The 23,748-nt window shown below is 61.0% G+C and carries 24 protein-coding genes; 14 read left to right on the top strand and 10 right to left on the bottom strand.

Annotated features, from left to right (window positions below; all coding sequences use genetic code 11):
* Positions 1–10: 10 nt before the first annotated feature.
* The 5 genes from B0H98_RS01130 to greB all read right to left on the bottom strand — a co-directional run bounded on the left by B0H98_RS01130 (position 11) and on the right by greB (position 3,468).
* The gene (locus B0H98_RS01130) at positions 11–1,321 is read right to left on the bottom strand and encodes an arsenic transporter (RefSeq protein WP_106373235.1); all 1,311 of its coding nucleotides are present in this window, start codon (positions 1,319–1,321) and stop codon (positions 11–13) included.
* Positions 1,322–1,335: 14 nt separating this feature from the next.
* Positions 1,336–2,064: an arsenical resistance protein ArsH gene (gene arsH / locus B0H98_RS01125; protein ID WP_106373234.1), complete on the bottom strand. Its 729-nt coding sequence runs from the start codon at positions 2,062–2,064 to the stop codon at positions 1,336–1,338.
* Positions 2,057–2,473 (bottom strand): arsenate reductase (glutaredoxin), encoded by a 417-nt coding sequence (gene arsC / locus B0H98_RS01120; RefSeq protein WP_106373233.1) that lies wholly within the window; start codon positions 2,471–2,473, stop codon positions 2,057–2,059. The genes arsH and arsC overlap by 8 nt, the downstream gene beginning before the upstream one ends.
* On the bottom strand, positions 2,470–2,829 hold the full coding sequence (locus B0H98_RS01115) for an ArsR/SmtB family transcription factor (RefSeq protein ID WP_106373232.1): 360 nt from the start codon (positions 2,827–2,829) through the stop codon (positions 2,470–2,472). Before B0H98_RS01115 ends, arsC begins: the two co-directional genes overlap by 4 nt.
* Positions 2,830–2,934: 105 nt before the next feature.
* Positions 2,935–3,468: a transcription elongation factor GreB gene (gene greB / locus B0H98_RS01110; protein ID WP_106373231.1), complete on the bottom strand. Its 534-nt coding sequence runs from the start codon at positions 3,466–3,468 to the stop codon at positions 2,935–2,937.
* Positions 3,469–3,638: 170 nt separating this feature from the next.
* Here greB and B0H98_RS01105 point away from each other — a divergent pair, with 170 nt between their 5' ends.
* The 6 genes from B0H98_RS01105 (at position 3,639) to cysN (ending at position 8,747) form a co-directional block, all read left to right on the top strand.
* Entirely contained in the window at positions 3,639–4,283 is a 645-nt protein-coding gene (locus B0H98_RS01105) for a TRAP transporter TatT component family protein (RefSeq protein WP_106373230.1), read from the top strand.
* Between the two features lie 75 nt (positions 4,284–4,358).
* The gene (locus B0H98_RS01100; protein WP_106373229.1) at positions 4,359–5,033 is read left to right on the top strand and encodes an NUDIX domain-containing protein; all 675 of its coding nucleotides are present in this window, start codon (positions 4,359–4,361) and stop codon (positions 5,031–5,033) included.
* Between the two features lie 2 nt (positions 5,034–5,035).
* Entirely contained in the window at positions 5,036–5,482 is a 447-nt protein-coding gene (locus B0H98_RS01095; protein ID WP_106373228.1) for a DUF1249 domain-containing protein, read from the top strand.
* Positions 5,482–6,216: a phosphodiesterase gene (locus B0H98_RS01090; protein WP_106373227.1), complete on the top strand. Its 735-nt coding sequence runs from the start codon at positions 5,482–5,484 to the stop codon at positions 6,214–6,216. Before B0H98_RS01095 ends, B0H98_RS01090 begins: the two co-directional genes overlap by 1 nt.
* A gap of 147 nt (positions 6,217–6,363) precedes the next feature.
* The gene (gene cysD / locus B0H98_RS01085) at positions 6,364–7,326 is read left to right on the top strand and encodes a sulfate adenylyltransferase subunit CysD (protein ID WP_106373226.1); all 963 of its coding nucleotides are present in this window, start codon (positions 6,364–6,366) and stop codon (positions 7,324–7,326) included.
* Positions 7,326–8,747, top strand: a complete 1,422-nt coding sequence (cysN, locus tag B0H98_RS01080; RefSeq protein ID WP_106373225.1) for a sulfate adenylyltransferase subunit CysN — start codon at positions 7,326–7,328, stop codon at positions 8,745–8,747. Before cysD ends, cysN begins: the two co-directional genes overlap by 1 nt.
* 75 nt (positions 8,748–8,822) lie before the next feature.
* Here cysN and B0H98_RS01075 read toward each other — a convergent pair whose 3' ends face one another.
* Genes B0H98_RS01075 through B0H98_RS01065 form a run of 3 tightly spaced genes read right to left on the bottom strand, consistent with a single transcriptional unit; the run spans position 8,823 to position 11,045 of the window.
* On the bottom strand, positions 8,823–9,632 hold the full coding sequence (locus tag B0H98_RS01075) for an ABC transporter substrate-binding protein (RefSeq protein ID WP_106373224.1): 810 nt from the start codon (positions 9,630–9,632) through the stop codon (positions 8,823–8,825).
* 40 nt (positions 9,633–9,672) lie between these two features.
* Complete coding sequence (locus B0H98_RS01070) at positions 9,673–10,395, bottom strand: ATP-binding cassette domain-containing protein (RefSeq protein WP_208623564.1); 723 nt, start codon at positions 10,393–10,395, stop codon at positions 9,673–9,675.
* The gene (locus B0H98_RS01065) at positions 10,392–11,045 is read right to left on the bottom strand and encodes an ABC transporter permease (RefSeq protein ID WP_244182941.1); all 654 of its coding nucleotides are present in this window, start codon (positions 11,043–11,045) and stop codon (positions 10,392–10,394) included. Before B0H98_RS01065 ends, B0H98_RS01070 begins: the two co-directional genes overlap by 4 nt.
* 160 nt (positions 11,046–11,205) lie before the next feature.
* Between B0H98_RS01065 and B0H98_RS01060 the strand changes: the two genes are divergently transcribed.
* From B0H98_RS01060 to B0H98_RS01045, 4 genes are all read left to right on the top strand, one after another.
* Positions 11,206–12,087, top strand: coding sequence for a helix-turn-helix transcriptional regulator (locus B0H98_RS01060; protein ID WP_208623563.1), 882 nt, complete (start codon positions 11,206–11,208; stop codon positions 12,085–12,087).
* A 109-nt stretch (positions 12,088–12,196) separates the two neighbouring features.
* A complete protein-coding gene (locus B0H98_RS01055; protein WP_106373222.1) occupies positions 12,197–12,760 on the top strand; it encodes a type 1 glutamine amidotransferase domain-containing protein in 564 nt (187 codons plus the stop codon).
* Positions 12,761–12,822: 62 nt separating this feature from the next.
* On the top strand, positions 12,823–13,893 hold the full coding sequence (locus tag B0H98_RS01050) for an App1 family protein (RefSeq protein ID WP_422822132.1): 1,071 nt from the start codon (positions 12,823–12,825) through the stop codon (positions 13,891–13,893).
* Positions 13,894–13,955: 62 nt separating this feature from the next.
* Positions 13,956–14,630, top strand: a complete 675-nt coding sequence (locus B0H98_RS01045) for a zinc metallopeptidase (protein WP_106373220.1) — start codon at positions 13,956–13,958, stop codon at positions 14,628–14,630.
* A gap of 16 nt (positions 14,631–14,646) precedes the next feature.
* Here the strand turns inward: B0H98_RS01045 and cmoB are convergent, their stop codons facing one another.
* Positions 14,647–15,639, bottom strand: a complete 993-nt coding sequence (gene cmoB / locus B0H98_RS01040) for a tRNA 5-methoxyuridine(34)/uridine 5-oxyacetic acid(34) synthase CmoB (protein ID WP_106373219.1) — start codon at positions 15,637–15,639, stop codon at positions 14,647–14,649.
* Positions 15,640–16,383, bottom strand: a complete 744-nt coding sequence (gene cmoA / locus B0H98_RS01035; protein WP_106373218.1) for a carboxy-S-adenosyl-L-methionine synthase CmoA — start codon at positions 16,381–16,383, stop codon at positions 15,640–15,642. It lies immediately after the preceding gene.
* A 100-nt stretch (positions 16,384–16,483) separates the two neighbouring features.
* Here cmoA and pgi point away from each other — a divergent pair, with 100 nt between their 5' ends.
* The 4 genes from pgi to serB all read left to right on the top strand — a co-directional run bounded on the left by pgi (position 16,484) and on the right by serB (position 23,703).
* Positions 16,484–18,181 (top strand): glucose-6-phosphate isomerase, encoded by a 1,698-nt coding sequence (gene pgi, locus B0H98_RS01030; protein ID WP_106373217.1) that lies wholly within the window; start codon positions 16,484–16,486, stop codon positions 18,179–18,181.
* Between the two features lie 158 nt (positions 18,182–18,339).
* On the top strand, positions 18,340–20,235 hold the full coding sequence (gene parE, locus B0H98_RS01025) for a DNA topoisomerase IV subunit B (RefSeq protein ID WP_106373216.1): 1,896 nt from the start codon (positions 18,340–18,342) through the stop codon (positions 20,233–20,235).
* A 6-nt stretch (positions 20,236–20,241) separates the two neighbouring features.
* Positions 20,242–22,494, top strand: a complete 2,253-nt coding sequence (gene parC / locus B0H98_RS01020) for a DNA topoisomerase IV subunit A (RefSeq protein WP_106373215.1) — start codon at positions 20,242–20,244, stop codon at positions 22,492–22,494.
* A gap of 3 nt (positions 22,495–22,497) precedes the next feature.
* Positions 22,498–23,703 (top strand): phosphoserine phosphatase SerB, encoded by a 1,206-nt coding sequence (gene serB / locus B0H98_RS01015; RefSeq protein WP_106373214.1) that lies wholly within the window; start codon positions 22,498–22,500, stop codon positions 23,701–23,703.
* The last annotated feature ends 45 nt before the right edge of the window (positions 23,704–23,748 follow it).

The following is a 23,748-nucleotide window of genomic DNA, read 5'->3' as shown; positions in this document are numbered from 1 at the left end:
GGCCGCCCACCTAACCCGCCGGTAGCACCGGCAGCCAGAAGGCCAGCGCCAGAAGCGTTGCCAGCAATACCGGCGGGGTGATCATAAGCCCCACCTTCATGTACTGCCCCCAACTGATTCGATACCCCTTGCGCGCCAGCACGTGGAGCCAGAGCAGCGTGGCGAGGCTGCCGATGGGAGTGAACTTCGGCCCCAGGTCGTTGCCGATCACGCTTGCGTAGATCATCAGTTCCTGGGTCAGCGCGGGAAGCGTTGCCTGGTCGATTGCAAGTGCTGCCACCAGGGTGGACGGCATATTGTTCATGATGGATGCAACGAGGGCGACCAGAAACCCGGTGCCTACCGTGGCGACGATATTGCCTTGCCCCGCGAGCCACTCGAGCGCCTGTGCGCCGTAGCCGGTCAAGCCCGCATTACCCAGCCCGTAAACCACCAGATACATGCCGATGGAGAACAGCACGATCTGCCAGGGCGCGCCGCGCAGCGCCTGATTGACCGATACGACCGCACCGCGGCCGCCGCGCCACCAGCGCCCGGCAAGCGCCATCAGAAGCACGGCCGCGGTACCGGTGACAAAAGCGATGGGCACGTCCAGCGGGGCGGTGACGAAGTAGGCCACCATCAGCAGCGCCAGAAGCGGAAAGGCGGCTTTGAACACCAGCGGGTCCTTCACCGCCGAGTGCGGCGCTTCGAGCTTGTCCATCGCGTACCTTGCCGGTATTCGGCGGCCGAAGGCGAGCCAGAGCACGCCGAGGGTGGCCGCAAGCGACACCAGGTTGACCGGTACCATGACCAGGGCGTAGCGATCAAAGCCGATGCCGAAATAGTTGGCGGTAACGATATTGACCAGATTGGAGATCACCAGCGGAAGGCTTGTAGTATCCGCCACGAACCCGGTGGCGATGATAAAGGCCAATGCTGCGGGCGGCGTGAAGTTCAGACGCAGCAGAATGGCGATGACGATGGGCGTGAGCAGCAAGGCCGCGCCGTCGTTGGCAAAAAAGGCCGCAATGAAGGCACCCAGCACGACCACCAGAGGGAAGAGCAGGTGCCCCCGGCCATTACCCCAGCGCGCCACGTGAAGCGCGGCCCAGGCAAAGAAGCCGGCTTCGTCGAGAATCAGCGAAATGATGATCAGCGCGACAAAGGTGAACGTGGCGTCCCAGACAATCTCCCAGACGATGGCGACCTCGGCCAGTTGCACGACACCCGTCAGCAGCGCTGCCACTGCGCCGCCCAACGCGCTCCAGCCAATGCCCAGCCCCTTCGGCTGCCAGATCACCAGCAGCAGGGTCACGATGAATATTGCCAATGCCAGCATGTTGCACGCTCACTCTAGAGGGTGGGTTGATTGACGCGCTCGGAGAGCGCTTCGACGCTTTCCACGCGCTCGGAGTAGCGGTCGGTCAGGTAGGCCGAATGGCCTCGGGTCAACCAGGTGAACTTCACCAGCTCCTCGCAGACATCGACAACGCGGGCATAGAGGGGGGATGGCTTCATGCGCCCGGCCTCGTCGAATTCGTTGAAGGCCTTGGGGATCGAGGATTGGTTGGGAATTGTCACCATACGCATCCAGCGCCCGAGAATGCGCATCTGATTGACGGCATTGAAGCTCTGGCTTCCGCCTGAGACCTGCATCACCGCCAGGGTCTTGCCCTGGGTGGGGCGCACGCCGCCCAATGACAGCGGCAGCCAGTCGATCTGGGTTTTCATGATACCGGTCATCGCGCCGTGGCGTTCCGGGCTGACCCACACCATGCCCTCGGACCACGTGGCCAGATCGCGAAGCGCCTGCACCCTGGGGTGGTCGGCCTCGGCGTCGTCGGGCAGCGGCAGGCCGGACGGGTCGAAAAGCTCGACTTCGCAGCCGTACCAGCGCAGCAGCCGCGCGGCTTCCTCGGCGGTCAGGCGCGAATAGGAGCGTTCGCGCAGCGAGCCGTAGAGCACCAGAATGCGAGGTGGATGGCGCGGCGCATCAGAGCCGGCCAAGCGGTCGATATCGACAGGGTGCAGGCGTGCAGGCTCGATGTTGGGAAGATCATCAGAGTCGCCGGTTCTAGACATCGACATGATCCTTGGCCGCAACAACTTCCCCATCTTCCTTGGTATAGCGGGCGACCGGTGTGGCCAGCAGACCGAAGACCCGCTCCGAGGGGCGGCAGAGCCGAGCGCCCTTGGCGGTCACGACAATAGGGCGATTGATCAGGATCGGGTGTTCCAGCATGGCATCGATCAGCGCATCGTCGCTCAACGCCGGATCATCCAGGCCAAGCTCGTCGAAGGGCGTTCCCTTGCGGCGTAAAAGCTCCCGGGGTGCAATGGCCATCATCGCTATCAGATCACAAAGCCGCTCGCGGCTGGGCGGGGTCTTGAGGTATTCGACGACTTCAAGCGGCTCCTTGGAGGCCTGCATGATGGCCAGCGTGTTGCGTGAGGTGCCGCAATCGGGGTTGTGGTAGATCAAGGACGTCATGGCGTTGGCTCCTTCGTTGAGGATGATGAACAGGTTGTCAGGGCATCGACGAGCGGCGCGCATAGCGTAGGGTCGCCGTTGCAGCAGTCGCTGACGAGAAAGGTGAGCACCCGCTGCATGTGCCCAAGGTTTGCGCGGTAGATGATCGAGCGGCTCTCGCGCTGCGAGCTTACCCAGCCTGCTCGGGCAAGTACCGCGAGATGCGCCGAAAGGGTGTTGTGGGGGACATCGAGCCTGCGGGCGATTTCGCCGGCGGGCAAGCCCTCGGGTTCATGACGCAAGAGCAGGCGTAGCGCCTCCAGGCGAGTTGCCTGGGAAAGCGCGCTGAAACTTGAGGTGGCATCGTTTATTTCCATATGTCCAGTATTATGGACATATGAAGCGACGACAAGCGTTTCATCAAATATTCATGAACGGAGAATGGTGGTCGAACGCGTCTTGCTGACTGTTCTTTTTACTGACTATGCGCCTTCGTAGCGAATCGCCGTGACGATATAGAACGTTTCGCCGTTGGGGGTGAGCACCGTGATCTCGTCGTCCACCTGCTTGCCCAGTAACGCCTTCGCCATGGGGGCGTCAATGCTGATCCAGCGCTTTTGCGTATCGATCTCGTCATGGCCGACGATGCGGATATCAAGGTTTTCTCCCTCATCGTCCTCGAGGCTGACAAAAGCGCCAAAGAAGACCTTGCCGGTATCCGCAGGCAGCCGGTCCACCACCTGAAGCTCATCCAGCCGCTTGGTCAGATAGCGAATGCGCGCGATCACGCGGTTGAGCTCTTTCTTGTTGTAGGTGTAGTCGGCGTTTTCAGAGCGGTCACCAAGGGCCGCAGCTTCGCCCACCTTGGTGGAAAGCGCCGGGCGTTTCACCCGCGAGAGGTGATCGAGTATGCCGCGCAGCCGGGCGGCGCCCTCTGCCGTGATCAGGTTGCTCTTGGGCTCCTGGCGCGGGTCCTTGGCCGGGTCGCGCCAGCGGGTCATGTTGCGGCCTTTCATATGAATGCTCTCTTGAGTCAATTCGGTAGCTTACGTGAACCCAGGCGCTGCGAGCAAAGCAGAATACGGCGAAGGGTGACTGGCGAATCATTCAAACGTTCGTTACATTGTCGGAGTAGGCGATTTACCCCTTAACCGCTACGCTGATAAAAATAATCCAGGAGACTGTCATGCGCGTCATACCCGTTTCACGTTTACTGATTACCGCCGCCCTCAGCGGCACGCTGGCGCTGGCCTCGGTAACGGCCTTTGGCTACGAGAGCGAACTTTTCTCGCTGAAGAATCGCTGGGAACATACGATGAGCGATCTGCCGGCCAATCAGCGCGAAAGCACCTTGAAGACCTTGTCCGGTGAGGCCGCGGCCCTGGTCAGCGAACATCCTGATCAGGCCGACCTGCTGGTGTGGCAGGGCATCATTCTGGCCTCTTATGCGCGTGAACGTGGCGGGCTGGGCGCATTGGGTGTAGCCAGCGATGCACGCGATATACTGGAACGGGCCATCGCGCTTGACCCGCAGGGCGGCAACGGTTCTGCCTACGTCACATTGGGTGCGCTTTACGACAACGTGCCGGGGCGCCCGATCAGTTTTGGCAGCAGCGAAAAAGCCCGGCAAATGTTCCAGCGTGCCGTCGAGGTTCGCCCGGAAGGGATCGATGTCAACTACTACTATGCCGAGTTCCTGCTTGATGAAGGCGATACCGAAGCGGCCCGCGAACACGCCGAGCGTGCGGTGAACGGCACGCCGCGTGCTCAGCGTGAGCTTTCCGATGAAGCGCTGCGCCGCGATGCCCAGGCCATGTTGAGCCGAATGTAATCCCGCCCCGGCCAGATTGGCATTCCCGGTAGCAAGCATTGATAATGGAACGATTGTGACTACTGGGAGTGCCGCATGGCATTCAATGCTGAAACTTCATCGCTGAACACGCCGCTATTTGGCCGCGACGATATTGAACTGATCGAGCGCAAGCCGCTCTATCAGGGGTTCTTCCGCCTGGAAGCCCTCGAACTTCGCCACCGACTGTTCGAAGGCGGCTGGAGCAAGCCCATGCACCGCGAAGTGCATAGCCGCTTTGATGCGGTAGGTGTGCTGCTGTACGACCCCGCGCGGGATGCGGTGGTGCTTGTCGAGCAGTTTCGAGCAGGCGCTGTTGATGACCCGGTTTCGCCCTGGAAGCTTGAACTGGTGGCAGGACTTGTCGAGCAGGGCGAATCCCTTGAAGAGGTTGCCCGGCGTGAAGCTCAGGAAGAAGCGGGCTGCACGGTGGGTGAGCTGACGCTGCTGCACACTTATTACCCAAGCCCCGGCGCCTGCAATGAGCGCGTCACGCTTTTTTGCGGGCTGGTAGATACTCAAGGGCTGGGAGGGATTCACGGGCTGGATGAAGAGCACGAAGATATTCGCGTACACGTGGTGGCGTATCCCACCGCCTGGGAACTCTTGAACCAGGGAAGACTCGACAACGCCATGTGCTTGATTGGAATGCACTGGCTGGCGGGGCAGCGCGCCTCGCTGCGTGCAGGCTCACAGCGAGCGCTCATGCATAGCGAAAACGACGAGGAGTGAGCATGGCGAGAACAGCCTACGTCACCGATTTGAAATCGCTCCAGGGGGAATGCAGCGCCAACTACCTGCGCCTTTCACGCCTGGTGGGCGATATGGAGAGCGGTCAGCGTCGTGAAATTGCGCTAAGCAGTGACGAGCGCCATTTCGGCGACCTGCAGCTGACGGTAGTGGAGCAGGCGCCCTACACTACCATGGTCGACGTTACCCAAAGCGGCCCGCTGGATACCATCATGGCAGGCCCGCGCATGCGTGTGCATCTGTATCACGATGTGCGTATGGCCGAGGTCACTGATTTTCAGCGCGAGCGTCACTTCAGCGGGCGCTACCGTTACCCCAATGCCCGCATGCATCAGCCGGATGAAAAGCTTCAGCTCAACCGTTTTCTGGGTGAGTGGCTGGCGCACGGATTGGCCCATGGGCATGCCTACGATCTGCCGGAGATGCGCTGATGCGACTGGTGCAGATTACCGATGCTCACCTGCATGCAGACATCGATGCCCGTTCCCGGGCAGGCGTGCCTTGGGAGCATTTTCAGCAGGTGCTCGCCGCGGTCATGGCCGAACGGCCGGATATCATCGTGTTTACCGGCGATATCAGCCAGGACGAAACACCGGCCTCCTACACGCTTGCCAAAGAGGCCATGACCGCGCTGCCATGCCCCTGGTTCTGGCTGCCGGGCAATCACGATCAGGTCGAGCTGATGCGCGCCGAACACCCGCTGCTGGATGAGGTGGATATGCAGCAGTGGCGCATGCTGATGCTCAATACCCAGGTGGCTGGCCAGCCTCACGGTGAGCTGGGTAGCGAGCGACTGATGGCGTTGACCGAACAGCTTGAAGCGGATGACCGGCCCACTGTGATTGCCATGCATCATCCGCCGGTAGAGGTGGGTGCTGCCTGGATGGATGCCATTGGCCTGCAGGATCGCGAAGCCTTCTGGCAGGTGTTGAGCGCCTATCCTCAGGTCAAGATGGTACTGTTTGGTCATGCGCATCAGGCTCACGCCCAACACTTTGAGGTAGGCGAGAGCCGCATCGGCGTGTACGGCTGCCCGGCGATGTCGGACCAGTTCATGCCCGGCGCCGAGGCCTTTGCCATTGATGAAGCCTCACGGCCCGGCTATCGGGTAGTGGATCTGAGCGGCGAGCAGTGGGAAACCTGGGTCGAGCGCGTCGACGTTTAGGCAATAAAAGAATAAAAAGATAGTTATTAATTCTTTTGGGTTATTATCGACTCAGCGTTACTCTACTCACAATCGAACGTATAGCGTTTTAATTCAGCGTGTACTGCAAGCTTAAAACAATCGGCTTGTTTTGTGAGGTAGCAGACCATGACTCAGTTCTCCACACTCTCTTCGACGCCGCGGCGCGAGGCGCCCGGCGCGCTCAGCGCCGCGCGCCAGACCCACCTGAAACAGCTTGAAGCCGAGTCCATTCACATCATTCGTGAAGTGGCGGCTGAGTTCAGCAATCCGGTCATGATGTACTCGATCGGCAAGGACTCTTCGGTCATGCTGCATCTGGCGCGCAAGGCGTTCTATCCCGGTACGCCGCCATTCCCGCTGTTGCACGTGGATACCACCTGGAAGTTTCGCGAAATGATCGAATTTCGTAACCGCATGGCATCCGAGGCGGGTATGAAGCTGATCGTGCATACCAATGAAGAGGGGCGGGCGGCCAATATCAATCCGTTCGACCATGGCAGCGCGAAATATACCGATATCATGAAGACCCAGGCGCTCAAGCAGGCGCTGGACAAGTATGGCTTCGACGCCGCTTTTGGCGGTGCCCGGCGTGATGAAGAAGCGTCGCGCGCCAAGGAGCGCGTCTACTCCTTTCGCGACAAGTACCACCGTTGGGATCCCAAGAATCAGCGCCCGGAACTCTGGAGCATCTACAACGCCAAGGTCAACAAGGGCGAGTCGATTCGCGTGTTCCCGCTGTCCAACTGGACGGAACTCGATATCTGGCAGTACATCTATCTGGAGTCGATACCAATCGTGCCGCTGTACTTCTCCGCCAAGCGCCCGATCGTCGAGCGCGACGGCATGCAGGTCATGGTCGATGACGACCGCCTGCCGCTGGCACCCAATGAAGTGCCCGAAGAGAAGTCGGTACGCTTTCGAACGCTGGGCTGCTACCCGCTAACCGGCGCGGTGGAATCTGAAGCGGCTACGCTCCCGGAAATCATTCAGGAAATGCTCTTGACCCGTACCAGTGAGCGCAGTGGCCGCGCCATTGATCGCGACCAGGTAGGCTCCATGGAGAAGAAAAAGCGCGAGGGGTACTTCTGATGTCTCACCAGTCCAATTTGATCGCCGACAATATCGAGCAGTACCTGCACGAGCACGAGAACAAGGACCTTCTGCGGTTCATTACCTGCGGCAGCGTGGACGATGGCAAATCGACGCTGATCGGGCGCTTGCTGCACGACTCCAAGATGATCTTCGAAGATCAGCTCGCAGCGATTACCCAGGCCTCCAAGACCAGCGGTACCACCGGCGACACAGTGGATCTGGCGCTGCTGGTCGATGGTCTGCAGTCCGAGCGCGAGCAGGGTATCACCATTGACGTTGCCTACCGGTTCTTCTCTACCGACAAGCGCAAGTTCATCATTGCCGACACGCCGGGACACGAGCAGTACACGCGTAACATGGCCACCGGCGCTTCCACCGCGAGCCTGGCCATCATCCTGATCGATGCGCGCTATGGGGTTCAGACCCAGACGCGTCGCCACAGCTTCATTGCCGACCTGCTGGGCATTCAGCACCTGGTGATCGCGGTCAACAAGATGGATTTGATGGGCTTTTCCGAGCAGCGCTTCAACGAAATCGTGGAAGAGTACCGCACCTTTGCCACCAACCTTCAGGCAAGCGATATCCGGTTTGTGCCAATGTCGGCGCTCAATGGCGACAACGTCGTCAACCGTAGCGAGCAGACGCCCTGGTACAGCGGCGAGACGCTTATCGAGCTTCTTGAAAATACCGAGATCAGCCGCGACCAGAACCTGAGCGATCTGCGTCTGCCGGTGCAGTACGTGAACCGGCCGAATCTCGATTTCCGCGGCTACTGCGGCACCCTGGCCGCCGGCGTGCTGCGCCCGGGGCAGGCAGTGAAAGCGCTGCCTTCCGGCAAGACGTCCAAAGTGGCACGCGTGGTTACCTACGATGGCGACCTGAGCGAGGCTTACCCGGGCCAGGCGATTACCGTTACCCTGGAAGATGAGATCGATATCTCCCGCGGCGACTGGCTGGTAAGCGCCGAGGCGGACGTGCCGCTTTCCAATACCTTCACCGCCGATATCGTGTGGATGCATGAAACCCCGCTGACCCCGGGCAAGCTTTATGACTTCAAGCTCGCCACCCGGGATCTTTCCGGCCAGGTGCGCGGTATCGAGTATCAGGTGGACGTCAATACACTGGAGAAAAACACGGCGGATGCGCTGGAGCTGAACGCCATCGCCCGCTGCGAAGTGGAACTGACCGCGGCTATCCCGGTGGATGACTACCGCACCAGCCCGGGTACCGGCAGCTTCATCATTATCGACCGGCTGACCAATGTGACGGTCGGGGCAGGCATGATTCGGGCGGTGGCCTCCGGCGAGAGGGGCAACTCGCCCACCACCGACTGGGCCGCATTTGAGCGCGACTTGAACGCCCTGGTAAGAAAGCATTTCCCGCACTGGGAAGCCAAGGACATTCGCGAGCTGTTCTAAGTCAAATGTTCTAAGCCGAATGTTCTCAACGCAAACGCCGCCGCTATCACTAGCGGCGGCTTTTTTTGGGCAAGCTTACTTGGCGTTCGGGAAGAACAGCTGCTGGCCGTTGACTTCGAAATCGGCAATGGCCTGCTGGCCCTCTTCAGACAGCAGCCACTTGTGCCACTCGTTGGCCAGATCCTGCTTCAGATGCGGGTTGTTCTCGGTGGACAGCAGCAGGCTGCCATACTGGTTGAACAGCGCTTCGTCGCCTTCAAACAGCAGGGTCAAATCCTGCGGGTTTTCAAACGCGACCCAGGTGGCACGGTCGGTAAAGGTGTAGGCGTTCATGCCGGCGGCGGTGTTGAGCGTCTGGCCCATGCCGCTACCCAGCTCGCGGTACCACTCGCCGTGGGCGGTGACGCCTGCGTCTTCCCACATGCGTAGCTCGGCGCGGTTGGTGCCGCTGTCGTCGCCACGTGAGGCGAAGGGCGACTCACTCTCGGCGATCAGCGCAAAGGCTTCTGCCGCGCTTTCGCTATCGCGAATGCCCGCCGGGTCGTCGCTGGGTCCGACCAGTACGAAGTCGTTGTACATCACATCCTGGCGCTCAGTGGCGTAGCCATCGGCCACGAACTGCTCTTCGCCGGCGGTATCGTGAACCAGAAGGCTATCGGCATCGCCACGGCGGGCAATCTCGAATGCCTGACCGGTGCCTACCGCGACCACCCGCACGTCGATGCCCGTGGCATCGGTGAAAGTGGGGATGATGGCATCAAACAGGCCCGAGTTCTCGGTGGAAGTGGTGGAGGCCAGCGTGATGAAGTCATCCTCGGCGAGCAGAGAGGCACTCCAGGAAAGGCTGACCAAGCCGGCAGTTATCATGGTTGTCATTTTCTGCATTCGTCTGCTCCTTGCGGGTAATGGGGCGCAGCCTGCGTGGTTACCACACAAGCTCTCCCCGGATAAAGGCGTCTGCCTCGGGCGATTGTGGCGCCTTGAAAAAGTGTTCTGCGGGGGAGTGTTCCAGTACCTGGCCGCTGTACATGAACAGCACATCGTCGGCCAGGCGGCGCGCCTGGTGAAGATCATGGGTGGCCATGATGATACGCGTGCCCTGCTGATGAAAGGCATTGACCGCGTCTTCCACCGCCTTGATGGCTGCCGGGTCCAGGGCTGAAGTGGGTTCGTCCAGAAACAGCACTGAAGGATTGAGCAGCCAGGCCCGCGCAAGCGCCAGGCGCTGCTGTTCTCCGCCGGAAAGCACTCGCGCCGGGCGCTTGGCCAAGGCAGCCAGGCCGAAGCGTTCCAGCGCATCGAGCGCGCGGGCCTTGCGCAGGGCGCGTGGCACCCGATGAACCGCCAGCACGTAGGTCAGGTTATCCAGCGCCGAGCGGCGCAGCAGCACCGGGCGCTGAAACACCATGGCCTGTACCGGCGGCGTGCCTTGCCAATGGATACGCCCGCCGCTGGGGCGCAAAAGCCCGTGGGCCAGGCGCATGAGCAGGCTTTTGCCCGCACCGTTGGGGCCCATGATCAGCGTACGCCGGCAGCCTGAAAACGACACGCTGGTTGGCATCAACAGGCGATGGCCGCGGTGTTCGAAACGTACCTGATCGAAATGCAGGGGGGCGATGTCATTGCACATGGTCGTTTCAGCGTTCATCCCAGGCGCCTTTTAGCCATTTCACTGACCACATGCGCCAGCGCGTTGATCAGGGTGACCAGACTCAGCAGGATGATGCCCAGGCCGAGTGCGAGTGGCAGGTTACCCTTGCTGGTTTCCAGCACGATGCTGGTGGTCATGACCCGGGTGACGCCATCGATATTGCCGCCCACGATCATCACCGCCCCTACCTCGGCACTGGCACGGCCAAAACCCGCCAGAACCACGGTCAGAAGTCCGAAGCGGGCATCCCATAACAAGGTGGGAATCATGCGCAGCGGGCTCAAGCCCAGCGAGTGCAACTGCTCGGCATACTCCTGGTGCAGGGACTCCACCTGCTGGCGCGTCAGGGCGGCGATGATGGGCAGCACCAGAATGACCTGAGCCACTACCATGGCGCTGGGCGTAAACAGCAGCCCCCAGTGTCCCAGTGGCCCGGCGCGCGAAAGCAGCAGGTAGACGCAAAGCCCCGCCACCACGGGCGGTAAACCCATCAGGGCATTGAGCATCACGATAACGATATTGCGCCCAGGAAAGCGCCAAAGCGCGAGAGCGGCGCCCAGGGGCAAGGCCAATAGGCTGGCCACCAGCACGGCGATGAGCGATACCTGAAGCGACAGGGTGACAATGTCAAAAAGCCTCTGATCCATGCTCATGATCATCGTCAGTGCCGTGTAAAAAGGGTTATCGCTTGCCGCCATGATATTCCGCAGGGTTATGTTTCAAGGCGGCATTATTTACGTTATGTTGGCTAAATGCACTGACAGCTGAAATATATGCAGCCATATGCAGTAAATGGGGAGTGTGATCATGTTAAGGGAGTATCTGACGACCAGCGAAGTGGCTGACTATCTGCGCCTCAAAGAGCGCAAGGTCTACGACCTGGTACGCCAGGGGCAGATACCCTGCAGCCGCGCGACGGGCAAGCTGCTGTTTCCCCGCCAGCGAATTGATATGTGGCTGCTCAACCACCTGGAAGGGGACCAGGCCCAGCGGCTGGCGTTGCCCACGGTGCTGGCAGGTAGCCAGGACCCGCTACTGGAGTGGGCCGTGCGTGAAAGCGGCAGCGAGCTGGCGCTGCTTTGCCACGGTAGCTGGGACGGCGTACGCCGCTTGGTTGATGGCAAGGCGCTACTGGCCGGCGTGCACCTGCTTCATCCCGAGACGCAGAGCTACAACGACCCGGCCATGCTGGGACTTGGCGGTATGCGCGACCTGGTCATCATGCATTGGGCAAAGCGGCGCCAGGGGCTGCTGGTAGCGCCGGGCAACCCTCTCAAGATCGAGTCGCTTCAGGACCTTGCGCGAAAAGAGCTGACGGTGGCGCACCGCCAACTGGATGCCGGTGCGGCGCAATTGCTTAAATGCCTGCTCGAGAAAGCCGCCATGGATACCCGCCGAATTGGCTGGGCGCCTCATGCCTCGCAAAGCGAAGATGACCTGGCACTGAGCATTCGCCAAGGGGATGCCGATGTGGGGCTGGGTGTCGAGGCCGCCGCGCGTCGCCAGCAGCTTTCATTCATCCCCCTGCACGACGAATCGTTTGACCTTTTGATGCCCCGGCGAAGCTATTTCGAACCGCCGATTCAGGCGCTGATCGACTTTACCCAGCAGGCACGTTTCAAACAGCAGGCCGATACGCTGGGAGGCTACGATATTCGCAAGCTGGGGGCGGTGTTGTACAACGCGTGAGTAGGTGGCTAGTGGTCTGGTCAGGTTTGCATGCTTGACGATTGTACAAGATGGTCCACACTGTTAAGGCGTTGGTTAACGCAAACCTCATCACGAAATGGAGAGCATGATGAATCAAGCATTAAACGGTAAACGCGTCGCCATTCTGTCCGCCGACGGCTTTGAAGAGTCCGAGCTGAGCGTGCCGCGGGCAGCGCTTCAAAAAGCAGGCGTTGAGGTGCATGTCGTAACGCCTGACGGTAAGGGCATCCGTGCCTGGGCCGAAACCGAGTGGGGCGACACTTACGACGCCGACAAATCACTGTCCGATGTAAGCGAATCTGACTATCACGGCCTTGTACTGCCGGGTGGTCTGTTCAACCCGGACGAGCTGCGCATGAACGAAGACGCCTTGAGCTTCGTTAAAGCATTCTTCCAGGCGGGCAAACCGGTTGCCGCTATCTGCCACGCGCCCTGGATCCTCATTAACGCAGGCGTTGTAGAAGGTCGCAAGATGACCTCAGTACCAAGCGTCGCCCAGGACCTGCGTAACGCCGGTGCCAACTGGGTAGATGAGGCCGTGGTGTGCGATAACGCCCTGGTCACCAGCCGCACTCCGAAAGATCTGGATGCGTTCAACGCCAAGCTTCTCGAAGAGCTGCAAGAAGGTCGTCATTCAGGCCAACACGCCTAATGTCCTGGCTAACGCCGTGGACAAGTTTTGTCAAAAGGCTTGTCCACGTTATCGCAAAACCCATGAAGCGAGACCGTGGCCACGGGGGGATGATGGTGCATCCCTACCGTGGCTACGGTTCTTCTGATGAAGTATTTGTCATGGGGCGAGTGTTTCGTCAGGCTGCACTTGGCCGCGCCATCCCTCGGCGCGGTATTCTACGCGACACTGCGGACGTCACCCGGCGTATTTTTCGCCGCGGCCTGGCCGATGCAAAGGTCGATATTCGAATCGGTGAAAACGAGCTGACCCTCACGACGGATCGCGACGGTTATTTCGATGCCCACCTGCCGATTACCCACTCACTCCCCATCGACGTTTCCTGGCATCGGGCTGATATCTGTGTTCATGCCGAAGGTCAGTCGCCGGTACGTACCGATGTGGAGGTCTATATTCCGCCGCCGGAAACGGATCTGCTGGTCATCAGTGATATCGATGACACGGTGATGTTCACCGGGGTAGCAGAAAAGCTGAAGATGCTTTATCGCCTGTTCGTGCGCAAGCCGCATCGGCGCACGGCGTTTCCCGGCGTGGCATCGCTGTATCAGGCGCTGCACCGTGGCGAAACCGAAAAGGCTGAACGCCCCATCTTGTATGTTTCGCGGGGGCCGTGGGCCATCTACGAGATGCTGGAAGCGTTTTTCCAGCTCAACCGTATTCCTGTCGGGCCGATTCTGTTTCTGCGCGAATGGGGGATTTCGTTACGCCATCCCTGGCCGCGCAAGGCTGAAGCACACAAGCGCCTGCTGATAGACCGCATGCTCACGCTGTTCGATGAGCTGCCGTGTATTTTGATCGGCGATAGCGGCCAGCACGACCCCGAGGTGTATACCGAAATCGTCAAGGCCTACCCCGGCCGCATCAAGGCGATCTATATCCGCCGTGTGGACAAGGACCCCAAGCGTGAAGAGGCTATTCAGCGGCTGCACGAAGAGCTTGCCGATACCCAGTGTGAGCTGGTGCTGGCGCCGGACAGCATACTGATTGCCGAGCACGCCCATGCCAACGGGGATATTTCCGCCCGCGGTCTCGAGGCGGTTATTCGTGACGTAAAAGAGCACCGTGAAGAGGAGCGGCGTGAGGCCAACGGTTAAGGTGTTGCTTGAGCGGCACGCATGGTAAAACGAATGCTTCAACTGTCGGGTAGCTCAATACCATGTTCGTTCTGCTTATCCTTGCTGCGCTTGCCATCTTCGTTCTGCCCAACCTGTGGGCCAAATGGGTGCTCAACAAGCATCGCCAGGGGCGCGATGATTATCCCGGCAGCGGCGCCGAACTTGCCGAGCATCTGCTGCGTCGATCAGGCGTAGAGGGCGTCACGGTTGAGCGCACCGAACACGGCGACCACTATGACCCGCAAGCACGCTGCGTGCGGCTATCAGATGAACACTTTGATGGCCGCTCGCTAACGGCAGTGACTGTTGCCGCCCATGAAGTAGGTCACGCCATTCAGCACCACCAGGGCTATGCGCCACTGCTGGCGCGTAGCCGCCTGGTAGGCGTAGCCCAGAAAGCCGAAAAGCTCGGCGCTTTACTGATGATGGCCGCTCCCTTTCTGTTTCTGCTCACGCGCCTGCCCGGCGGGCTGGCGCTGGTGATCGCCATGGCGGTCATCAGCTTTGGCACTGCTGCGGTAGTGCATCTGGTAACCCTGCCGGTCGAGTTCGACGCCAGCTTCAACCGCGCGCTACCGCTTTTGAAAGAGTACGTGCCGCCTTACGACATGCCGGGCGCCCGTCATGTGCTCACCGCCTGCGCCTTTACTTACGTTGCCGCATCGCTTGCCAGCATGTTGAATCTGGGCCGCTGGCTGGCGATTCTGCGTAGGTGAATGTCACAAATACAACCTATTCAGGCCGGTTGGCCATGATCACCGCCCGCCGCGGTGCGGAGTAGCCCTCGATGGTGCGGGTGCGGTCATCGGGGTCGAGAAAGTCCGTCAGCGACTGGTAGGTCATCCACTCGGTGGAGCGCTGCTCATCGAGCGTGGTGACCGCTTCATCCACCACGCGGATGTTGGTGAAGCCGCAGCGGCTGAGCCAGTGGCACAGCGCCTTGGAAGAGGGCAGGAAGTAGACATTGGGCATGGCGGCGTAGCGCTCACCGGGCACGAAGACCGTCTGCTCGTCGCCTTCGACGACCAGGGTTTCCAGTACCAGTTCGCCGCCGGGGGCCAGGGCCGCTTTCAGCTGCTGAAGATGTTCAAAAGGGGAGGCGCGGTGATAAAGCACTCCCATGGAGAACACGGTATCGAAAAAGCCGAGATTTTCCGGTACGTCTTCAATGCCCACGGGAAGAAACTGAGTGCGCCCGCCGTCGGCATCGCCTACGAAGTGGCGTACCGCCTGGAACTGCCAGTAAAAGCGCGGTGAAGGGTCGATCACCAGTACAAACGCCGCGCCGGCGCCGGCCATTCGCCAGGCGTGGTAACCGCTGCCGCCGCCTACGTCCAGCACCTTGCGGTACTTGAGCGGCGCCAGGTGCGGGGCGACGCGTTGCCACTTCCAGTCCGAGCGCCATTCCGTATCGATAGTAATGCCGCCCAGCGAATAGGGCCCCTTGCGCCAGGGGGCAAGCTTTTTCAGCAGGTTGAAACACTGGCGCTGCTGGCTTTCGCTGAGGTCGAGCTCCACTGTCAGTGTATCGCTTTCAAGCTGAACACGGCGCTCGGCGGGCAGGGCGGGCAGTTTGGCCACGGCCTTTTCCCAGGCAGGCAGATCGCCGTGGCGCTGGCGGTCAAGCCCCTTGGCAAGCTGTTCGGGCAACCGGGCAAGCCAGGTGGTCAGGCCCTGGTCCAGAAACGCCTGGTATAAAGCGCGGTGGTCGTCGGAAATCTCCACTCATGCCTCCTTGAACGCGATGACCGAGGCAAAATTCAGGTACTGAAACCAGGTCACCGAACGCGGGAAACCGGCTTGCTGCAGGCGTTCGTGCAGCGCGTCCAGCGTATCCGGCACCAGCACGTTCTCGAGCGCGGTGCGCTTCTGGCTGATTTCCAGATCGCTGTAGCCGTTGGCGCGCTTGAAGTCGTGATAGCGCTCGACCCGCCAGGCGTTGTCCTGCTCGTCGGCATCGATGGTCTTTTCCGAAAGAATCAGCACGCCGCCGGGCTCCAGCGCTTCATAGAGGCGCTTCAACAGCGCATCGCGGTCTGCCGGCGGCAGGAACTGCAGGGTAAAGTTGAGAATGATCATGCCCGAGGGCGCATAGTTCAGCGTGCGAATATCCGCCTCTTCCACGCTCATGGCGTAATCGGGGCACTCTTCACTGAAGGTTTGTCGGGCGCGTTCGGCCATGGCGGGGGAAAGATCCACCCCGGTGTAGCGAAATGCGTCGGGTTTCAGCGCGCCGGCCAGGGCCAGACCCGAGGCGCCCAGCGAACAGCCAAGGTCATACACATGGGCGCCGTGGCGCAGGTGGCGCTGGGCAATCAGGCTCAGCATGCCGAGAATCTGGCCGTAGCCCGGCACCGAGCGGCGGATCATGTCGGGGAAGCAGGCAACCACCTGCTCATCGAAGGAGAAGCGCGCTACTCGATCAAGGGGTGTCGAAAAGATAGCGTCACGGTAAGATGCATTACTCATTGGCAAGCCGGGAGTCATCAAAAAGGGGGGATAGTTTACGCGCCCTGATTTGACCAGAACAGACCCGAGCTGCATGCTTCGCCGCCACAGGAGAGGGCAAATGGCCTCAGCATCACGCGCTACCCCCGATAAACTGCCCGCATGGCAGACGCTCAAACAGCATGCCGAGGAGCTGAAGGGCGTCCATCTGAAAACGCTGTTTGGCACGGATCGCAGCCGCTGGTCGACATTTACTCGCCAGGTGGCGGGGCTGACGCTGGACCTTTCCAAGCAGCGCTGGGACGACGATACGCTTGAGCACCTGCTGGCACTGGCCCACGATGCCGGCGTGCCCGGAGCCATTGATTCGTTGCTGAGCGGCAAGCGGGTGAACGTCAGCGAAAACCGCCCGGCGCTGCACACGGCGCTGCGCCTGCCGGCAGACGCCACGCTCAATGTCGAAGGAGAGGATATCGTTGCCGGTGTGCATGAAAGTCTCGAGCAGATGGAGCGCCTGGTGTGCCGCCTGCACGCAGGGCAGTGGCGCGGGGCAACCGGCAAGCCGATTCGTCATGTGGTGAACCTTGGCGTGGGCGGCTCGGATCTCGGGCCGCTGATGGTGACCCATGCGCTCGCCGACTGCCGCCCGGACGACATTCATCCGGTAGAAGTGCACTTCGCCTCCACCATGGACGGCTCGCAGCTGGCCGACTACCTGAGCCGCTTCAATCCTGAAACGACGATTTTCGTGCTTTCGTCAAAGTCGTTTACCACCATCGATACGCTCTCCAACGCCAACACGGCGCGGGACTGGCTACTTGGCCGCCTGACCCAGCAGGGTGATTTCGTCAGTACCCCGGCGGTAAGCGCCGAGCTGATCGTGCGCCAGCACTTTATCGGTGTGTCGGCAAGTCCCCAGAAAATGAGCGAGTGGGGCATCGCGCCGGATCATCAGCTCACGTTCTGGGAGTGGGTGGGCGGGCGCTACTCGCTGTGGGGCACCATTGGCCTGCCGATTGCGCTGGTGATTGGCATGGCCCACTTCCGCGAGCTGCTGGCCGGTGCGCATGCCATGGACCGCCACTTTCGTGAAGCACCCATGGAAGACAACCTGCCCGTGCTGCTGGCGCTGGCGGGCATCTGGAACGTCAACTTTCTGGATATCCGCGCCCATTCGATTCTGCCCTATGATGGTCGCCTCGAGTATTTCGCCGCCTACCTCGAGCAGCTCGAGATGGAGTCCAACGGCAAGTCGGTCACCCGCCAGGGCCAGGCAGTCAGCTATTCGACCTGCCCGGTACTCTGGGGTCAGCTGGGTCCCAACGCCCAGCACGCTTTCTACCAGTTGTTGCATCAGGGCACTCAGCCGGTGGTGTGCGACTTCATTGCCCCGCTCAAGCGCTACGACGAGGTGGAAGACCCGGATACCCGCCGTCATCTGAAATCCCAGCATCGCCTGGCGCTGGCCAACTGCTTTGCTCAGTCGCGGGTATTGATGCTGGGGGATGACGCACTCGAGGATGATGGCCCGCGTCCGGAACACAAGCGCTATCGCGGCAACCAGCCCTCGACCACGGTACTGCTGGACAAGCTGACCCCGCACAGCCTGGGCGCGCTGATCGCGCTTTATGAGCACAAGGTGTTCGTGCAGGCGGTCATCTGGGATATCAACCCGTTTGACCAGTGGGGCGTGGAGCTTGGCAAGCAGATTGCCACCGACACCCAGGCGATCATCGAAGGCGAAGGGGATGTCTCGCGTATGGATGCCTCCAGCCGTGGTTTGATCGAAGCGTTCTGGGCCGCCGAGCAGGATGAGTAACTATCTCTGGCAGCTATAAAAAAAGCGCGCTGCGTCTCTCTTCGCCAAGCAATAGATATGGCTGGATATACAGCTTTTTGCTATCCTAGCGATCTTTGTCGGCCGCCTGTACCAGTCACCGGCGGCTGCCAGCTTTACCCTTCAGGAACCGACGTTACATGACCCAGTTTGATGCCTCTCAGTACGGCGCGAGCTCTATCGAAGTCCTGTCCGGGCTCGAGCCGGTACGTAAGCGTCCCGGTATGTACACCGACACCTCCCGGCCCAATCACCTTGCTCAGGAGGTGATCGACAACAGCGTTGACGAAGCGCTTGCCGGCCATGCCTCCGCGATTCGCGTCATGCTGCACAGCGATGGAGCCATCGAGGTGCAGGATAACGGCCGCGGCATGCCGATAGACCTTCATCCCGAGCACGGCGTCTCCGGGGTGGAGCTGATCCTTACCAAGCTGCACTCCGGCGGCAAGTTCTCCTCCTCGAGCTACCGTTTCTCCGGTGGTCTTCACGGGGTGGGCGTTTCGGTGGTCAACGCGCTCTCAAGGCGCCTGGAAGTCGAAGTGACCCGCGGCGGCGCGCGTCACGCCATCGCCTTCGAGTTCGGCGAAAAGGTCGAAGAACTGCACGAAATCGGCAAGGCGCCCAAGCGGGCTACCGGTACGCTGGTGCGCTTCTGGCCTGATGAGAGCTACTTCGACAGCCCCAAGCTTGCGCTTTCCAGGCTCAAGCACCTGCTGCGCGCCAAGGCGGTGCTGTGTCCGGGGCTTGCGGTGACGCTGATCGAGCCTGACGGTACCACTACCGAGTGGGCCTACGCCGATGGCCTGCGCGACTATCTGGCCGAAGCGACCGACGGCTACGAGGTGCTGCCAAGCGCGCCCTTCGTGGGCCACTTCAACGATGACGAGCACGGCGTCGACTGGGCCATTCAGTGGCTGCCGGAGGGCGGCGAATCGCTTTTGGAAAGCTACGTCAACCTGATCCCCACGCCCCAGGGCGGCACCCACGTCAACGGTTTTCGCTCCGGGCTTCTGGACGCGCTGCGCGAGTTCTGCGAATACCGCAACCTGCTGCCCCGAGGCATCAAGCTGACCGCCGACGATCTCTGGGAGCGCGCCTCCTTCGTGCTCTCGGTGAAGATGCTCGACCCCCAGTTTGCCGGGCAGACCAAGGAGCGCCTCTCGTCGCGCACCATTGCAGGCTTCGTGTCCGGCGTGGTGAAAGATGCGTTCTCGCTGTGGCTCAATCACCATATCGACCAGGCCGAACAGCTGGCGGAGCTTGTCATCAGCGCCGCCCAGAACCGCCAGAAGAAAGCCAAGAAGGTGGCCCGCAAGAAGGTGACCTCGGGCCCCGCGCTACCCGGCAAGCTGGCGGACTGCTCGGGCCAGGACCCGGCCCTGAGCGAGCTGTTTCTGGTCGAGGGCGACTCCGCCGGTGGCAGCGCAAAGCAGGCGCGCAATCGCGACACCCAGGCGATTCTGCCCCTGCGCGGCAAGATCCTGAATACCTGGGAGGTCGAGACCCACGATATTTACGGCTCTCAGGAAGTTCATGACATCGCCGTTGCCATTGGTGCAGACCCGGGTAGCGCTGATCTTGAAAAGCTGCGTTACCACAAGATCTGTATTCTTGCCGACGCCGACTCCGACGGGCTGCACATCGCCACGCTGCTGTGCGCGCTGTTTGTTCGTCACTTCCCTGCACTGGTGGATGCCGGCCATGTATTTGTCGCCATGCCGCCCCTTTACCGCATCGATCTAGGTAAAGAGGTGCACTACGCCCTTGATGAGAGTGAAAAAGCCGCCGTGCTCAAGCAATTGGCGAAAAAACGCGGCACGCCCAATGTTCAGCGATTTAAAGGCCTGGGCGAAATGAGTCCTTTACAGCTGCGCGAAACCACCATGGCGGTCGAAACCCGTCGCCTAGTGCAACTCACCCTGGAAGAGGGCGATGGCACAATGGAAATGATGGATATGCTGCTCGCCAAGAAGCGTGCCAGCGACCGCAAGAAATGGCTGGAAGATTACGGCAACCTCGCAGACATTGAGGTATAACCCCCGATGACCATGGATATTCAGGTAGCGGAGGGGGACGTCGAACGTCTATCCCTGCGCGACTATACCGAAAAAGCGTACCTCGACTACTCGATGTACGTCATCTTGGACCGTGCGCTGCCCAACATTGGCGACGGCATGAAGCCCGTGCAGCGGCGGATCATCTACGCCATGCGCGAGCTGGCGCTGCACGCCAATGCCAAGTACAAGAAGTCGGCGCGTACCGTAGGTGACGTGCTGGGTAAATTCCATCCCCACGGCGACAGCGCCTGTTATGAAGCCATGGTGCTGATGGCTCAGCCGTTCAGCTACCGCTACCCGCTGGTGGATGGCCAGGGCAACTGGGGTAGCCCGGATGACCCCAAATCCTTTGCGGCCATGCGCTACACCGAAGCCAAGCTCTCCAAATTTGCCGAAGTGCTGCTGGGCGAGCTTGGTCAGGGCACGGTCGACTGGGCGCCGAACTTTGACGGCACCATGCAGGAGCCCATCGTGCTGCCTGCCAAGCTGCCCCACGTGCTGCTCAATGGCGGCACCGGCATTGCCGTCGGCATGGCCACGGACATCCCGCCCCACAATATTTCCGAGGTGGTCGAGGCGACCTGTCATCTGCTGCGCAACCCAGGTGCCACGACCACGGACCTGCTCGAATTCATGCCCGCGCCGGATTTCCCGACCGATGCAGAAATCATCACGCCGAGATCAGACCTGCGCAAGCTCTACGAATCCGGACGGGGTTCGGTCAAGCTGCGTGCCCGCTACCTCCGCGAAGACGCCAATATCGTGATCACCGCGGTGCCTTATCAGGTCAGCGGTGCCAAGGTGCTCGAGCAGATCGCCGCGCAAATGCAGGCCAAGAAGCTGCCCATGGTGGCCGATCTTCGCGATGAGTCGACCCACGAAGAGCCCACGCGCCTGGTGATCGAGCCGCGCTCCAGCCGTGTGGACGTCGAATCGCTCATGGCGCACCTGTTTGCCACCACGGATCTCGAGAAGAACGTGCGGGTCAATATGAACGTGATCGGCCTGGATGGCCGCCCACGGGTCATGCCGCTGCCCGAACTGCTGGACGAATGGCTGCAGTTCCGACGCAGCACCGTACGCCGGCGTCTTGAGCACCGCCTGGGCAAGGTGGAAGACCGCCTGCATATTCTGGAAGGCCTGCTGACGGCCTATCTCGATCTTGACGAAGTCATTCGCATCATTCGAGAAGAGGACGAGCCCAAGGCCGCGCTGATCGGCGCGTTCGGGCTCTCCGAGCGCCAGGCGGAGGCCATTCTGGAGCTGCGCCTGCGTCATCTTGCCAAGCTTGAAGAGATGAAGATTCGCAGCGAGCAGGATGAGCTCGAGAAAGAGCGCAAGCGGCTTCAGACCTTGCTGGGTAGCGATGCCAAGCTGACCACGCTGATCGAAAAAGAGATTCGCGCCGCCGGTAAGGAGCACGGCGACGAGCGCCGCTCGCCGCTGGTGGAGCGCGCCGAATCCAAGGCACTTTCCGAAGTGGAGCTGCTGGGGGCCGACCCGATCACCGTGGTGCTCTCCGACAAGGGCTGGATCCGTGCGGCCAAGGGCCACGATATCGACCCGGAAGGGCTCTCCTACAAGGCGGGCGACAGCTTCCATCTGGCCGGGCGAGGCAAGACCAACCAGCCGCTGGTGCTACTGGATGACACCGGGCGCGCCTATACGCTGGCTGCTCACAACCTGCCCAGTGCCCGTGGGCAGGGCGAACCGGTCACCGGACGGGCAAACGTATCGGCAGGCGCTCAGATGGCCGGGCTGATGCTCGCCCCGCCGGAGCGGCGCTTTATTCTGGCAAGCGATGGTGGCTACGGTTTCATGGCCCGGCTTGACGCGCTGACCGGCAAGAACAAGGCCGGTAAGGCGGTGCTCAGTCTGCCCAAGGGGTGCAGCGTCATGGCTCCTGTCGAAGTGCCTGAAGGTGAAGGCCAGTGGGTGGCTGCGGTTTCCAACGAAGGGCGGCTGCTGCTGTTCCCGCTGGAGCAACTGCCGGAAATGGCCAAGGGCAAAGGCAACAAGATGCTGGATATCCCTGGCCCCCGCGCGGCGCGGCGGGAGGAGTTTGTGCGCGATATCACCGTGCTTTCGTCAACCGATGCGCTGTTGATTCATGCCGGCAAGCGCAAGCTCACGCTGAAAGCGGATGATCTGGCGTACTATCGCGGCGAACGAGGCCGGCGGGGCAGCAAGCTGCCGCGCGGTTTCCAAAAAGTTGACCAGCTTGAGGCAGGGGAGTAGCACATGGCAAGACGTTGTTTGATTCGGGCAACCGGCATGGCCCGACCGGGCCAGCTGGAAGGCCTGGGCAAGGCGCTGGGCCGCACGGGCGCGCAGCTTCTGGATATCAATCAGAGCGTGACCTTTGGCATGCTCTCTCTGGAAGCATTGGTAGGGCTTGATCACGATAGCGCTTTGGAAGCAACGCTAAGTGAAGCGGGCGACGCGTTGGGTCTGGATGTTCAGGCGATTACTGTCGATGCCGAGGATTATCAGCGCTGGAGCAGCGATGCCAGTCAGCCGCGGCTGATCCTGACGCTCTTGGCCCCCCGCCTGCCTGCCGGTATCCTGGCCGAAGTTGGCAGCCTGACCGCCGAGTTCGGCTTGACCGTCGAGCTGATTCACCGCCTTTCCGGGCGTGAATCCCTGGATGGGCAGGCACCCCAGGGTGGCTCCTGCGTCGAGTGCTGGCTGCGCGGTGAAGAGGCGAATATTGAAGCGCTGCGCGAAAAGGCACTGGCGCTTGGCGCGGAGCACGGCGTGGACATCGCCATTCAGGAAGACTCGATCTGGCGCCGGCACCGGCGTCTGGTGTGTTTTGACATGGACTCTACGCTGATCAAGGCCGAGGTGATCGATGAGCTGGCAAGGCGCCACGGCGTGGGCGATGAAGTGGCAGACGTCACCGAGCGCGCCATGCGCGGCGAGCTGGACTTTCAGGCGAGCTTTCGTGAGCGGATGAGCAAGCTCAAGGGCCTGGACGAGTCGGTACTTGCCAGCATCGCCGAGGAGCTGCCGCTGATGGATGGCGTCGAGCGCCTGATGGTCAACCTCAAGCGCTTTGGCTATCGCACGGTGATTCTGTCCGGCGGCTTCACCTACTTTGCCCGTTACCTGCAGGAGCGGCTGGGCTTTGATGAAGTTCATGCCAATGAGCTGGTCATCGAGAATGGCAAGGTGACCGGCGAAGTGCGCACCCCTATCGTGGATGCCGAGCGCAAGGCGGAGCTTCTTGAGCAGATTGCCCTTCGCGAAGGCTTTACGCTGGAGCAGACCATTGCGGTGGGCGATGGCGCCAACGACCTGAAGATGCTGGCCAAGGCGGGGCTGGGGATTGCGTTTCGTGCCAAGCCGCTGGTTCGCGCCCAGGCGCGCCAGGCAATTTCCACTCTGGGTATCGATGCGGTGCTGTACCTGATCGGCTATCGCCAGGCCGACCTGATTGATTGAACGCGGTTAACCCCGTCAGGCGGCCGCCAAGCGCCGCCTGATGCA

This window comes from Vreelandella songnenensis (genome assembly GCF_003002925.1).
Classification (GTDB): Bacteria; Pseudomonadota; Gammaproteobacteria; order Pseudomonadales; family Halomonadaceae; genus Vreelandella; species Vreelandella songnenensis.
This window is presented reverse-complemented; position numbering and strand designations above follow the sequence as displayed.

Excerpts from the sequence above, each read along its gene's own strand:
- B0H98_RS01075 (WP_106373224.1), bottom strand. The coding sequence starts at position 9,632 with ATGCAGAAAATGACAACCATGATAACTGCCGGCTTGGTCAGCCTTTCC.
- B0H98_RS01095 (WP_106373228.1), top strand. The coding sequence starts at position 5,036 with ATGGCGAGAACAGCCTACGTCACCGATTTGAAATCGCTCCAGGGGGAA.
- B0H98_RS01070 (WP_208623564.1), bottom strand. The coding sequence starts at position 10,395 with ATGAACGCTGAAACGACCATGTGCAATGACATCGCCCCCCTGCATTTC.
- B0H98_RS01050 (WP_422822132.1), top strand. The coding sequence starts at position 12,823 with ATGAAGCGAGACCGTGGCCACGGGGGGATGATGGTGCATCCCTACCGT.
- B0H98_RS01065 (WP_244182941.1), bottom strand. The coding sequence starts at position 11,045 with ATGGATCAGAGGCTTTTTGACATTGTCACCCTGTCGCTTCAGGTATCG.
- B0H98_RS01100 (WP_106373229.1), top strand. The coding sequence starts at position 4,359 with ATGGCATTCAATGCTGAAACTTCATCGCTGAACACGCCGCTATTTGGC.
- cmoA (WP_106373218.1), bottom strand. The coding sequence starts at position 16,383 with ATGAGTAATGCATCTTACCGTGACGCTATCTTTTCGACACCCCTTGAT.
- B0H98_RS01060 (WP_208623563.1), top strand. The coding sequence starts at position 11,206 with ATGTTAAGGGAGTATCTGACGACCAGCGAAGTGGCTGACTATCTGCGC.
- arsC (WP_106373233.1), bottom strand. The coding sequence starts at position 2,473 with ATGACGTCCTTGATCTACCACAACCCCGATTGCGGCACCTCACGCAAC.
- B0H98_RS01115 (WP_106373232.1), bottom strand. The coding sequence starts at position 2,829 with ATGGAAATAAACGATGCCACCTCAAGTTTCAGCGCGCTTTCCCAGGCA.
- cysD (WP_106373226.1), top strand. The coding sequence starts at position 6,364 with ATGACTCAGTTCTCCACACTCTCTTCGACGCCGCGGCGCGAGGCGCCC.
- pgi (WP_106373217.1), top strand. The coding sequence starts at position 16,484 with ATGGCCTCAGCATCACGCGCTACCCCCGATAAACTGCCCGCATGGCAG.
- parE (WP_106373216.1), top strand. The coding sequence starts at position 18,340 with ATGACCCAGTTTGATGCCTCTCAGTACGGCGCGAGCTCTATCGAAGTC.
- greB (WP_106373231.1), bottom strand. The coding sequence starts at position 3,468 with ATGAAAGGCCGCAACATGACCCGCTGGCGCGACCCGGCCAAGGACCCG.
- B0H98_RS01090 (WP_106373227.1), top strand. The coding sequence starts at position 5,482 with ATGCGACTGGTGCAGATTACCGATGCTCACCTGCATGCAGACATCGAT.
- B0H98_RS01105 (WP_106373230.1), top strand. The coding sequence starts at position 3,639 with ATGCGCGTCATACCCGTTTCACGTTTACTGATTACCGCCGCCCTCAGC.
- cysN (WP_106373225.1), top strand. The coding sequence starts at position 7,326 with ATGTCTCACCAGTCCAATTTGATCGCCGACAATATCGAGCAGTACCTG.
- arsH (WP_106373234.1), bottom strand. The coding sequence starts at position 2,064 with ATGTCTAGAACCGGCGACTCTGATGATCTTCCCAACATCGAGCCTGCA.
- B0H98_RS01130 (WP_106373235.1), bottom strand. The coding sequence starts at position 1,321 with ATGCTGGCATTGGCAATATTCATCGTGACCCTGCTGCTGGTGATCTGG.
- serB (WP_106373214.1), top strand. The coding sequence starts at position 22,498 with ATGGCAAGACGTTGTTTGATTCGGGCAACCGGCATGGCCCGACCGGGC.
- B0H98_RS01055 (WP_106373222.1), top strand. The coding sequence starts at position 12,197 with ATGAATCAAGCATTAAACGGTAAACGCGTCGCCATTCTGTCCGCCGAC.
- parC (WP_106373215.1), top strand. The coding sequence starts at position 20,242 with ATGACCATGGATATTCAGGTAGCGGAGGGGGACGTCGAACGTCTATCC.
- B0H98_RS01045 (WP_106373220.1), top strand. The coding sequence starts at position 13,956 with ATGTTCGTTCTGCTTATCCTTGCTGCGCTTGCCATCTTCGTTCTGCCC.